This window comes from Acinetobacter nectaris CIP 110549 (assembly GCF_000488215.1).
GTDB classification, from domain to species: Bacteria; Pseudomonadota; Gammaproteobacteria; order Pseudomonadales; family Moraxellaceae; genus Acinetobacter; species Acinetobacter nectaris.
This window is the reverse complement of sequence record NZ_KI530735.1, coordinates 1-12,960: the sequence shown is the minus strand read 5'-3', so window position 1 is coordinate 12,960 and position 12,960 is coordinate 1. Positions and strand designations below refer to the sequence as shown.

At 36.9% G+C, this 12,960-nt stretch carries 13 protein-coding genes; 2 read left to right on the top strand and 11 right to left on the bottom strand.

Annotated features, from left to right (window positions below):
* Positions 1-40: 40 nt before the first annotated feature.
* The 4 genes from P256_RS10380 to P256_RS10365 form a co-directional block, all read right to left on the bottom strand.
* Entirely contained in the window at positions 41-847 is an 807-nt protein-coding gene (locus P256_RS10380; protein WP_023273639.1) for a class I SAM-dependent methyltransferase, read from the bottom strand.
* Positions 847-1,668 carry an undecaprenyl-diphosphate phosphatase gene (locus tag P256_RS10375; protein ID WP_023273638.1) on the bottom strand — a complete coding sequence of 274 codons (822 nt, stop codon included), beginning with the start codon at positions 1,666-1,668 and terminating at the stop codon, positions 847-849. The genes P256_RS10380 and P256_RS10375 overlap by 1 nt, the downstream gene beginning before the upstream one ends.
* A gap of 3 nt (positions 1,669-1,671) precedes the next feature.
* Positions 1,672-2,334 (bottom strand): tRNA (adenosine(37)-N6)-threonylcarbamoyltransferase complex dimerization subunit type 1 TsaB, encoded by a 663-nt coding sequence (tsaB, locus tag P256_RS10370; protein WP_023273637.1) that lies wholly within the window; start codon positions 2,332-2,334, stop codon positions 1,672-1,674.
* An 82-nt stretch (positions 2,335-2,416) separates the two neighbouring features.
* Positions 2,417-2,959: a gamma carbonic anhydrase family protein gene (locus tag P256_RS10365; RefSeq protein ID WP_023273636.1), complete on the bottom strand. Its 543-nt coding sequence runs from the start codon at positions 2,957-2,959 to the stop codon at positions 2,417-2,419.
* Positions 2,960-3,192: 233 nt separating this feature from the next.
* Between P256_RS10365 and P256_RS10360 the strand changes: the two genes are divergently transcribed.
* Positions 3,193-3,738: an NUDIX hydrolase gene (locus P256_RS10360; RefSeq protein ID WP_023273635.1), complete on the top strand. Its 546-nt coding sequence runs from the start codon at positions 3,193-3,195 to the stop codon at positions 3,736-3,738.
* Positions 3,739-3,806: 68 nt separating this feature from the next.
* A complete protein-coding gene (gene pabB / locus P256_RS10355; RefSeq protein WP_023273634.1) occupies positions 3,807-5,123 on the top strand; it encodes an aminodeoxychorismate synthase component I in 1,317 nt (438 codons plus the stop codon).
* On the opposite strand, the gene P256_RS13005 is transcribed toward pabB, so the two are convergent.
* The 7 genes from P256_RS13005 to P256_RS10320 all read right to left on the bottom strand — a co-directional run bounded on the left by P256_RS13005 (position 5,114) and on the right by P256_RS10320 (position 12,777).
* Positions 5,114-6,301 (bottom strand): glycosyltransferase, encoded by a 1,188-nt coding sequence (locus tag P256_RS13005; RefSeq protein ID WP_023273633.1) that lies wholly within the window; start codon positions 6,299-6,301, stop codon positions 5,114-5,116. The two genes, pabB and P256_RS13005, sit on opposite strands and share 10 nt — an antisense overlap.
* 35 nt (positions 6,302-6,336) lie before the next feature.
* Positions 6,337-7,422 (bottom strand): histidinol-phosphate transaminase, encoded by a 1,086-nt coding sequence (hisC, locus tag P256_RS10345; protein WP_023273632.1) that lies wholly within the window; start codon positions 7,420-7,422, stop codon positions 6,337-6,339.
* Positions 7,423-7,469: 47 nt separating this feature from the next.
* On the bottom strand, positions 7,470-8,771 hold the full coding sequence (gene hisD, locus P256_RS10340; protein ID WP_171068524.1) for a histidinol dehydrogenase: 1,302 nt from the start codon (positions 8,769-8,771) through the stop codon (positions 7,470-7,472).
* A gap of 124 nt (positions 8,772-8,895) precedes the next feature.
* Positions 8,896-9,579, bottom strand: a complete 684-nt coding sequence (gene hisG / locus P256_RS10335) for an ATP phosphoribosyltransferase (RefSeq protein WP_023273630.1) — start codon at positions 9,577-9,579, stop codon at positions 8,896-8,898.
* Positions 9,580-9,582: 3 nt separating this feature from the next.
* Positions 9,583-10,845, bottom strand: a complete 1,263-nt coding sequence (gene murA / locus P256_RS10330) for a UDP-N-acetylglucosamine 1-carboxyvinyltransferase (protein WP_023273629.1) — start codon at positions 10,843-10,845, stop codon at positions 9,583-9,585.
* 7 nt (positions 10,846-10,852) lie between these two features.
* Positions 10,853-11,104 (bottom strand): BolA family iron metabolism protein IbaG, encoded by a 252-nt coding sequence (ibaG, locus tag P256_RS10325; protein WP_023273628.1) that lies wholly within the window; start codon positions 11,102-11,104, stop codon positions 10,853-10,855.
* Positions 11,105-11,334: 230 nt separating this feature from the next.
* The gene (locus P256_RS10320) at positions 11,335-12,777 is read right to left on the bottom strand and encodes an RNA polymerase factor sigma-54 (protein ID WP_023273627.1); all 1,443 of its coding nucleotides are present in this window, start codon (positions 12,775-12,777) and stop codon (positions 11,335-11,337) included.
* Between the last annotated feature and the right edge of the window lie 183 nt (positions 12,778-12,960).

Genomic DNA, 12,960 nt, shown 5'->3' with positions numbered 1-12,960 from the left:
GCAGTACAGCATTACATTACAAAAATGAACAACAACTTGTTTATGTATCCATATTGAAATAGGCATCGAAACGACATGCATCCCCTAACCATTGATGTTTAGGTTCTTCATTATTTAAAAATACTGCATGACGCGGTCGTTTTACAATGACTCTTTTTGCAACTTTCCTTGCTTCTATAAGTAGGTGGTCGCCTAAATCCATTTCACCATGTTCGGGCAATAGCATATGCAAAAGCTGCATTTGTTTTTTGACCTGTGCTTGTTTTTTTTGTCCTTGTTGGTTTTGGTCTCTTTGTGGGAACATGGGGTCCAAATAAACAACATCAACACTTTGCTTTGTCTGTGCTAACTGTTCTAAATAGCTTGCCGAGTCTGCAAATATTAACTGAATTTTATCAGTTATCGATGCTAAAAATATATCTTTTTTTGCACTTTCATAAGCTTCTTCGAGCAGTGTAAACAAAATAGGATGGCGCTCAACAAGCCTGACTTGTGCACCAAATTTTGCCATAAGCAATGAGTCATGCCCTAAACCTGCTGTTGCATCAATCAGAGTAGGCTGTTCATTTGACTGAGTCGCTCTTGCTAGCATTTCTGTTTTTAATGATGCTCTTTTTAAGCGTGGAATTTCTGCATACCAATCTGGCTGCATTTTCATGCCTTGTGCTGCAATACTCAAACCATCACGATCTATAACTAAAGCAAGTTCAGGGTGTAAACGAAGAAATTTTGCATTAATTTTTTCAGCGAGTTGCAAATCGACATTTACACCACGAGATTGTAGACGACCTACAATCTCACTTGCTTTTTGTTCATACGCTTGTTCAAACCAACAAACAAATTGCATTACCAATTTACCCAGCCTGTCCACCAAGTGACTAAAATAAATAAACCAAACACAATACGGTAGTAAGCAAATACACTAAAGTCATGTTTAGATACATAACGAATCAATGCGCGAATTACCAATAATGCTGAAATAAAAGCAACAATAATGCCTGCACCTAAAATTTCCATATCTTCAATATGCAAATCATGGCGCATTTTATACATATCGAGTAATCCCGCACCCATAAGGACAGGAATACCTAAAAAGAAAGAGAACTCTGCGGCTGCTTTACGTGACACACCAAGAAAAAGAGAACCAATAATTGTAGAGCCTGAACGTGATGTACCTGGAACAAGTGCAAAACATTGAATAAGGCCAATAAGTGCAGCTTGTTTAAAAGTAAGCTGCTCTACTTCATGGCTTACTGTTTTATGTTGCCTTCTTTCAGCCCATAAAATAATAAAACCACCAATAATTAAAGCAACAGCAACCGTAATCGCATTAAACAAATATGACTTTACTGTTTCACCAAATGTTAAACCCACCGCCATAATAGGAATTGTTGCAACAATTAAATTAATACTTAGACGGCGACCCTGCTCATCACCTGTGACTGCACCAATAAGTGCACCCCAAAGCTTATTCCAATATTGATAAATGACTGCTGCAATTGCACCAATTTGTACAGCAACAGAGAACATATCTCGCTTTTCAGGTGTCCAAAAATCGAGTAACTGACCAGTTAAAATAAGATGCCCCGTACTAGAGATTGGTAGGAATTCGGTTACACCTTCCACCAAACCCATAATCGCGGCTTTAAAAAGTAAAATAAGATCCATGAATTAAGACTTGCCTTGTTCAGAAATTTTTTTCCATGCATTATCACGTAAATATACAGGCAAGGCATTTTCAGCACTCACCCATTTTTTTTCTTGAGCGAGCGACATAGCAATTTTTGCAATATCTTCAGCAGAGGCTTTAACTTGAGTAAACATTGCACTTTCTTGCAACAAATTTGCACCAGAACCTACAGGTGTAAATTGAATATGTTGCATTGCATCTGCATAACTCAACAGTTGTTCTGCATCAACAGCTTGCATCACACCGCGATCATCTAACTCAAAATTCGCGATATATACTTCTTTCATTCTTGCATCAATCACAGCAGTAACAGCCATCAAACCATGCTCACGATATGCTGCCTGTGCCAATGCTTGTAATGTAGACACACCAATTACGGGTAAGTCATTTGCCCAAGCAAGTGCTTGTGTAACAGCCGCATTAATACGAACACCGCTAAAGGAGCCTGGCCCACGACTAAATGCAATCACATCCAATACTTCAGTCGTTAAATTACACGTTTGTAAGCCTTGCTCAATCATAGGTAGCAGGGTTTGCGTTTGCATTCTTGCTTGATCACTTAAAACTTTAAATAAAATATCTTGATCACGCATCAAACAAACAGAACATTGGTCATTTGCGGTTTCGAGTGCTAGCAGTTTCATGCATGCCCTTATTGTGAAAGAAACTTAAAAATTTAAGGTATCATACGCAACTCTAAAAAGCTTTGCGATACCCTCTTTATAATTATTCGTTATCGTTAAACCAATAAGGTTCTAGCTCTCTATAATTTTCAATCAGTTCAAAAGATGCATATGCTTTATGCTTAATCTTTTGTACATCTTTTTCTGTCACATTTGAAATGACTTTCGCAGGTACACCTGCAACAACTGAATAATCAGGAATAATCTGATTTTCTTCTATCACTGTATTGGCTTCCACCACACAATAGCTTCCAACCACAGCATGCTCTGAAACAATACTGTGCATACCAATTAATGTATAGTCACCAACTTTGCAACCACGTAATGTCACATGATGCTCGATACTCACATACTGACCTACATCTAAACGATCTGCACATCCCATATCTAAAATGCTATAAGCCTGAACATTACTATAATGCCCAATACGTACTTTACCTGTATCCCCTCTTACAATTGCACCAAACCAAATATTCACTTTACTCCCTAAATGAACATCACCAATAATATTTGCTGTTTCTTCAATCCAACCATCCCAAGGAATACATGCAGTTGTTGGCACATAACCATTATATTTATACATCATTATTTTTCTCCTTTTCTAGTGTTTAAGATACTTCGATTAGCCTTGTAAGTCATGAGAAAACAGCGAAATTCCAACTATAAATCAACAAATAAATCGTTTATATAAATCAAAAAAATATCTTTATTCTTTTAAAAGCAATGACTGTAACGGGAATATTGCTGACTTTTTTAAGATGACATGCCAAAATAATGAAATTCGGCAAATTCACCTACCCATATAGAAGAAATACGATGATGCACTACTGCCAAAAATGTGGACATGAAACAATAGAAAAAATCCCATTAGGTGACAGTAAAAAACGTCAAGTCTGTCTGTCTTGTGGCAATATTCATTATGAAAACCCCAAAGTTATTTGTGGGGCATTGGTTCTTTGGCAAGATCAAGTTCTACTTTGTAGAAGAGCCATCGAACCTCGCTATGGGCTATGGACACTACCTGCAGGATATATGGAGCTTGCAGAAACGATGGCTGAAGGTGCAGCACGTGAAACCTTCGAAGAAGCCGAAGCAAACATTGATATTGAAAGTTTATATTGTATGTACGATATTCCACATATCGGACAAATCTACGCACTGTTTAAGGCAAACCTTCAAAATGGTACTTTTGGGGCCGGGCCTGAAACCATAGAAACCCGTCTCTTTAAAGAGGAAGATATACCATGGGATGCATTGGCATTTCCAAGCGTAAAACAAACCTTGCTCCATTACTTCAAAGATAGAAAGCGCCAGCAATACCCTCTGCATTTTGAAACCATATGCTCTGAATCACATAAGCTTTAATCACTTCTGTTGCCCTATGCTGTCAATTCTTTGTAAAATAGCATCTACAATGTGGCTAAGATTTTGTTATGCAAAAAAACCTCTCAGATTTAACACTCTCTCCTGCACAGGTACTGCAAAAACTACAAGAACTGCATGGCATTATCTACTTACAAGACCATGGTAAACCTGTGATTGCATTCTTACCTGAAAGATATTGGTTGGTGCAAAATGAGTCACATTACTTTAAAAGACAAAATAACTTTTCTTATCAATCGATAGAAAATCAAAGTCCACTTGATTTTATTCAGCTACAGCACCCTCCTAAAAATACGCATGGTTTTTCAGGTGGATGGATGGGATTTATCGGATATGACTATGCTACCCAACAAAGTGTCTCATATCCTCAGCATAGCCAACCTGCTGCATATTTAGGTCTATATCACTCATACTTAAAATATGAAAATCACCAGTGGATTTTTTATAGTACAGAAGCGAAAGCATCTGAAATCTATGATCTAGTAGTAAAAAAACTTACAGCATCTTTTTCTCAGCAAATATTCAAACTCGAAACATCTTGCCAAGCTGAATGGTCAAAACAACAATACAATCAAAATTTTCAAAAAATTCAAGAATATATACGTGCAGGAGACTGTTACCAAATTAATCTTACACAAAAATTTTCAGCAACGGCGCAAGGGCAATTGATTGCCACAGCAGATGCTTTTTGGCAACTCACAAATGCACCTTATGCGGGTTATCTTAAGGTAGATGAATTTGAGTTACTCAGTTGCTCTCCAGAATTATTTATTGAGTTCCATAACAATCGGGAAATACGCACACGTCCAATTAAAGGCACTATGCCAAGATTTTCAGATCAAAGCCAAGATGAGATTTCAAAACAAAAATTAAAAGATTCTGAGAAAGACCAAGCTGAAAATTTAATGATTGTAGACCTGCTACGTAATGACCTAAGTGTATATGCTGAAAATGGATCAGTAAAAACCCCAAAACTCTTTGAGATTGAAAGCTTTAAGCAAGTACACCATATGGTAAGTGAAATTCAAGCAACACTTACTGCCGAAACTTCTCCCTTGCATATGCTACTTACAGCATTACCGGGTGGCTCAATTACAGGCGCACCTAAAATTCGGGCAATGGAAATTATTGAAGAATTAGAACAAAAACCACGAGGTGCATACTGTGGCTCACTTGGATATTTCAACTTAGATGGCACAGGTTGTTGGAATATTCTGATACGTTCTATTCAAAAGTACCAAGATGAACTTTCCATTTGGGCAGGTGGTGGTATCACCATTGCATCAGAAGAAGAAGCGGAATACCAAGAATGCTTTGATAAGGTCGATGCCATGCTTGACCTTATTAATACTTGGTATCAAACATAACTTTTATGTAGCTCTAGTTTTTCTTGTAGAGATGTTTTAACGCTCATTTTTTCCTTTATAAATTGAGCTTGAAATACCTCATGATAGCTTAAGATTATTTCAGATAGCACTTTCGAATAAAAAGGTTGTTTGAGTAAATCTTTCCATGCCTGATAAGCCCAATCATACTCTTCAACTTTAACCCCCATTGTGAGTAGCTGATAATCTATACCGTAATCTAGAATAGGTAGTTCTGATGCTGTAGCCTGTTTATGTATTTTCTTCTGTTTGGCTAAGTAAATAAAATCATAAGAAATTTGATATTCACCCTGTTCAGAATAGAGCAAACTTAACTCATAAAAACACTCAAGATATAAAGGTTCAATATTACATCCTTTCAACCAAAATAATATAGCTTGATCTAAGCAATGCTGTTCTTTATAAATAGCACCTAAATAGCGACAAGCCAAATAGCTCTCAAACTTATTAGGTGTTAAAGGTATACACTCAACTCTTTTCTTAAACCAAAAAATCGCTTGATTAATATCGTTATAACTATAATACGATGTTGCTGCGTAATAAGCATATCTTGCTTTTAAAAGAAGATCATCCTTCTCATTCTCAAATGCTTGCGTAAGTACCTCTGCATCTTTTAAATATTTTTGAGGATCTTGGCTTCTTGCACCAAAATGACCTGTTTGAATATAGTAATGCCCTTGAACCTCAAATTCAGATAGGTTGGACTCTATATTTACAATACTTTCATGTAACACCCCAACCCACTTTACAAGCCCATTATTTCGAAAAAGTAACTTACGTTTATAAAAAAATTCCCGCTCAGCACTTTTAAAAGTAAGATGATAAATATCATACGATAATGGATTTGGTAATATGAAATCTCCGTAAAAGCGGTCATCGGCATCAAAAACTAAAATATAATCTGACTTACCTTTGCATGCGTCTAAAGCTAAATTACGATTATGGGCGAAGTCCTTCCAAATATGCTCTAGGACTTCACCTTGCAGATGATACCTGTCTAAATAACTTTTAATTATCTCTTGTGTACCATCAGATGAGCCTGTATCACAAATTACAATATAATCAATTTCAATAAATGAACGAATATTATTGAGAGTTTCTACAATAATATTCGCCTCATTCTTGACAATCATATTTAAACAAATTGTCATTTTTTTCATATTATTCTTCTATTTATAATTTAGAGCTATTTTAATTAATGTAGAATTTTTTCCAAACTTTGCACAAGTCGTTTATTTTCAATATCTGTACCAATGGTAATACGCAGGAAGTTATCAATTCTTGGCTTATTGAAATAACGAACAATAACACCTTGTTCACGCAGCTTTTCTGCCAATACATTTGCCTTTTCAATCTGATGAGAAGTAAATATAAAATTGGCTTTAGATGACAATACATTAAAACCTAAAGCTTTTAAGTCTGTAATCAATTGTTCACGACTCACAATAACTTTTTGGCAATGCTCTTCAAAATATGGTTGATCCTCAAAAGAAGCAACCGCAGCAGCAATTGCAAGGCGGTCTATCGGATAAGAGTTAAAGCTATTTTTTACAGTTTCTAGCGCAGCAATTAAATGCGGTTGTGCAATTGCATAACCCACTCGAAGCCCTGCAAGTGAACGCGACTTAGAAGTTGTTTGGCACACCACTAAATTTTCATAACGGTCGACCAAAGCGACTGCTGACTCAGCACCAAAATCGACATAAGCTTCATCAATCACTACAACACGATCAGGATGATCACATAACAATTTTTCAATTTCTGTTAAAGGCAATGCAATACTTGTTGGTGCATTCGGATTCGTAATGATAATCCCACCATTAGGTTGCTGATAGTCCTTAATATCAATTTCAAACTGCTCATTTAAAGGTACAATTTTTGTTTTTGTCTTGAAAAATTGACTATATACAGGATAAAAACTGTAAGTAATATCTGAATATAAAACAGGCTCTTCTTGTTGAAAGAATGCTTTAAAAATGTGTGCTAACACTTCATCGGAACCATTACCAACAAATACATGATCTGCAGTAACATGTTGCTGCTTTGCAATCGCTTCCTTCAAAACACTCGCATCAGGGTCTGGATACAAACGTAATAGATCAGCCTGATTCGACAGTTGTTTTTCTAATGCTTGTGCAACCTTTGGTGAAGGTGGATAAGGGTTTTCATTGGTATTTAGCTTTAATAGATTTTGAATTTTGGGCTGTTCACCAGGCACATAAGGCTCAAGCTCACGAACTTCTGGACTCCAAAAGCGCATTTTTTCATTTGTCATAGTCATTTACTTATCTCAAAAGTGCGGTGGTCTTACAGACCACCTTATTTTTCTTATTTATAGCGATAACGTGCAGAGCGTGCATGTGCATCTAAGTTTTCTTCTTGTGCCAAAATATCAGCAGCTTTTGCCAATGGTTTCACACCTTCTTGCGAGCACATAATCAGACTAGAACGTTTCTGAAAATCATACACCCCTAACGGTGAAGAAAAACGTGCTGTACCTGAAGTTGGTAAAACATGGTTTGGCCCCGCACAATAATCACCAATTGCTTCAGGTGTATACCTTCCCATAAAGATTGCACCTGCATGACGAATTTCTTCACTCATTGCTTGAGCATCATCTAAACACAGCTCTAAATGTTCAGGAGCGACTTGATTAATCAGCTCAATCGCTTCTGCTCTATCTTTCACAAGGACTAAAGCACCACGATTCTCAATTGAAGTACGCGCTATTTCTGCTTTTGGTAATTCAGCTAAATGTGATTCGATTGCTTGCGCAACCTCTTCTAAAAATTTCTCATCAGGTGTAATAAGAATAGCTTGTGCAACCGTATCATGCTCTGCTTGAGACAACACATCCATTGCGATCCATTTAGGATCATTATTGCCTTCAGCATAGACTAAAATTTCTGAAGGCCCTGCAATCATATCAATGCCACATTGCCCAAATACAGCCCGTTTTGCAGCCGCAACAAAACGGTTGCCTGGTCCTGTAATTTTATCTACACGTGGAATGGTTTGTGTACCATATGCTAATGCTGCCACAGCCTGTGCACCACCAATTGTAAATACACGGCTTACACCTGCAAGATAAGCAGCAGCTAGTACAAGTGGGTTCAGATCGCCTTTTGGTGCAGGCACAACCATAATGATTTCGGCAACACCTGCTACATGTGCAGGCACAGCATTCATTAATACAGAAGATGGATAGGACGCCAAGCCACCGGGCACATAAATGCCTACACGATCAAGAGGTGTTACTTTTTGACCCAATGTATTTCCAAGGTCATCAATATAACTCCAACCATCTTGCTTCTGTGCTTCATGGAAAGTACGGATACGCTGTGCGGCAAGCTCTAATGCCTTACGTACATCAGAGTCTAAATGATCAAATGCAGCTTTTAATTGCTCTTGAGTCAACTCGAGTTCAGAAAAATGATGCGCGGGATGTCGATCGAACTGCTGAGTTAATTTAAGAACATGCTCATCACCGAACTGACGAACATCAGAAATAATTTTATCTACAGTTGAAAGAAGCTCAGGATCATTGACAGTTTCAAAAGCCAATAAATCCGCAAAGACCTGTTTGAAATTTTGGTCTTGAGTCGATAAACGTCGCATCAATTTACCCACAAGTTAAACAATTAAGGCTTAAGTTTAACCTTTTTAAAGTCACTTGTGGGCACGATATCTCATTCAATTTACAAGAGTTCATCATATTTTTGACTTACTCTCATAAATTTAATCAATTTTACGACTATTTTGCAGCTACAGCCTGCTCTAGCTGTTGTAGAATCGGATTCAACAAGGTTTGCTTACGCTTAAAACTTGCCTTATTTACGATTAAACGTGAAGATACTTGGCAAATTTCTTCCAATGGTTCTAAACCATTTGCACGTAAGGTATTTCCTGTATCTACTACGTCTACAATATAATCACCAAGACCAACCAATGGTGCAAGTTCCATAGAGCCATAAAGCTTAATGACATCTACTTGTTCGCCAAGGCTTGCATAATATTGGCGTGTCAAATTGACATACTTTGTCGCAATTTTCAAACGACCTTTCGGGCGCTCCATACCTACTTTTGCTGCTGTCATTAGACGGCAGTTGGCAATTTTCAAGTCTAATGGTTCATAAACATTTTGAGCACCATGTTCCATGAGCACATCTTTCCCAGCCACCCCAATATCTGCTGCACCATTCTCAACATAAGTAGGTACATCTGAAGCACGTAAAATTAAAATACGAACATGCTTATGGGTTGTTGGGAAAATCAATTTACGAGACTTTTCAGGATCTTCTAATAAGTTAATACCTGCTGTTTCGAGTAAAGGGAGCGTTTCCTTTAAAATACGCCCTTTACTTAATGCCAATGTCAAACCATGATCAAAATTCCCCATCACATCAAAATTCGGATCATCGTTTCTTAGGTCATTCATGATTTACTCACTTACTCGCTTAATTTGTGCGCCAAGGCCTTGAAGTTTCTCTTCAATTTTTTCATATCCACGATCAATATGATAGATGCGATCCACTAAAGTTTCACCTTCAGCCGCAAGTGCAGCTAAAACTAAAGAAAAAGATGCACGTAAATCTGTCGCCATCACTGGAGCTGCTGATAATTTATCAACACCAGTAACAACAGCATCATTACCCTCTACCTGAATATTTGCTCCCATACGAGAAAGCTCTGGTACATGCATAAATCTATTTTCAAAGATCGTTTCTGAAACAGTTGCAAAACCTTGCGCAATCGTATTTACTGCCATGACTTGGGCTTGCATATCTGTTGGAAATTCAGGATGTGGAAGTGTTCTAAAACTCACGGCTTTAGGACGTTTCCCTTGCATATCTAATTCAATCCAGTCATCACCACGTGTGACTTCAGCACCCATTTCTTCAAACTTTTCTAAAACTGCCTCTAGTAACTTTGGATCTGTATGTGTTGTTTTAACACATCCACCTGTAATTGCTGCTGCAGCTAAATATGAACCTGTTTCGATACGGTCAGCAACAACGGCATGCTCACAACCATTTAAATGATCAACACCCGTCACTATAAGTGTATCAGTATCTATACCTTCAATCTTCGCACCCATTTTCACAAGCATTTGGGCTAAGTCGGTAATTTCAGGCTCTTTTGCTGCATTACGAATTGTAGTCACGCCATCGGCAAGTACGGCTGCCATCAGAATGTTTTCTGTACCACCAACAGTTACCATATCAAAAATGACTTCGCCACCCTTTAAGCGACCATCAACCTGTGCATTTACATAACCGTTTTCAACTTCAATAGTAGCGCCAAGTGCTTCTAAAGCTTTTAAATGTTGATCTACTGGGCGAGAACCTATTGCACAACCACCAGGTAAAGAAACACGTGCTGTACCATAACGTGCCAACAGTGGACCTAAAACTAAAATAGATGCACGCATAGTCTTAACAAGTTCATAAGGTGCAAACTGGTTATCTAATGTTGATGTATCTGCTTTAACGAGATGTCCATTTTCATAACAAATCGTGACACCTAAGCCAGCAATTAATTCAACCAATGTATTTACATCTTTAAGATTAGGTACATTCGTAATTGTTATTGGCGTTTCAGCTAAAATTGTTGCAGCCAATAATGGTAATGCTGCATTTTTAGCTCCCGAAATACGCACTTTACCGCGTAATTGCGTACCGCCTTGAATAAGAAATTTATCCATTTATATTTTATACTCCGAACATGCTGGCTTTACGCCATTCTTCTTTTGTCATTGCTTTAATTGTTACTGCATGTACTTCACCACTTGCAATAAAACTATTTAGTGGTGCATATACAAGCTGCTGACGTGCAACAGGGCGTTTCCCTTCAAACTGATCATCAACAACTCGTAGGTCAAACTTGCCTGCTTGTCCACTCACAACTACTTCTGCATTTGGGAATGCTTGTTTTAAAATTTCTGTGAGTTGTTCGCTATTCATTATCAAAGACCTCGCTTTGGACCTACGGCTAAAAGTCGGATATTTTACTATAAATCATAAAAATAATTCATTAAGTCTAAATAATTTTGAAACAAAAAAGATGAAAAGCTTTATTTAAAATGAGATCTTGAGACAAGTTACCTACATCTCATCTCTAATATAAACATGCTATTCACTTATTTAATAATCAACTTGGTTTTATTCAGTATTAATGGAACTAAATTATAATATTAAAGGAGTACTTTTCTCTCTGAAGAAGATGGAATATGTAATGATTCCCTATACTTTGCAACTGTTCTACGCGCAACATCTATTCCCTCCTCTTTTAATAGATTAGCAATACTATTATCAGATAAAGGCTTCTGCGGACTTTCAGCTGAGATTAACTTTTTAATTCTTGCTCTAATAGCAGTTGAGGAACACTCTCCGCCTGTCGTTGTTGATACATGGCTCGAAAAGAAGTATTTCAATTCAAACAACCCTTTGGGTGTCAAGATATACTTATTTGTAGTCACACGTGAAACCGTTGACTCATGTAATTCAACCTCCTCTGCAACATCTCTCAGTATTAGAGGTTTCATCGCTTCTTCACCATATTCTAAAAAATCACGTTGGTATTTAACGATACAAGTTGCAACTTTTAGCAATGTCTTATGCCTTTCATCAATACTTTTTATAAAGTTTTTTGCCTCTAATAATTGATTTTTCAAGTATTGATTGTCTTCGCTTTGATCTGCACGCTTAATAAAACTCGCATAATATGAATTTACTTTTAGCTTTGGGGCAACATCTGGATTTAGCCCTACTTGCCAGACATCATTCTTCTTAAGAACAACAACATCTGGAATTTGGTACTCTGTTTCACCTTCTACAAAATCACTACCAGGATATGGTTTTAGCGTTTTTATTAAATTTAGCGTTTCTTTAAGCTCTGGTAACTTTAATCCTGTTGCTTTCAGTAACTTCTGAACATCATTCGTTATTAGAAATTGATAATATGATAAGACTTTTAAAGCTTCAGATTTATACTGTACTGACTCTGGTAGTGATTTTAATTGAATAGACAAACATTCAACTAAGTTCCGCGAACCTACACCAATAGGATCAAGTTGCTGTATATGTTTTAATACAACAAATATTTCTTCATCATCTATATCTTCTTCATTAAAACTAATATTTTCCAACAAGCCTAAAACAGCCTCTTTAATTTCTGAAATCTCAGCGATTAAAAAACCTTTTTCATCTAATGCATCTACAATACAAATTGCTATTAACTTATCAAGCTTAGAGAAATTCAGTAAATTAATTTGATTCTGTAAATGTTGCTGTAGCGTTATCTCTTTAGAATATTGCGCTTCTCTCTCATCTAGATCTGCTATACCTAATGCTGTTGGCTGATGCGTATAAATATCATCCCACTGAGTATCTATAGGTAAATCCTCAGGAATATCTGTTACCTGTAATTGATCCGATAGATCTACTTCCTGTTTTTCAACAATAGTATTTTCTTCAGATGCCGTATCAACAGCCTCCAACAAAGGATTACTATCAAGCTGCAACTGAACTTCTTGTTCTAACTCGAGATTAGATAGCTGCAATAAGCGTATTGCTTGTTGTAATTGAGGTGTCAAAGATAAAGAATTAGCTACTTTTAGCCCAAGCGATAGCTTCATAAACAAACCTCAGTGTACTAGCAAATTTTATGCCGTTATTATTTTTTATATCATAAGATTTATATAAATTATACAATTCAATGGTCTAATTCTAATTATATTATTGCATGCATAAAAAAAGCCTCCCTGTTTGGGAGGCTTTAGAATTAAATGCTGGCGATGACTTACTCTCACATGGGTAAC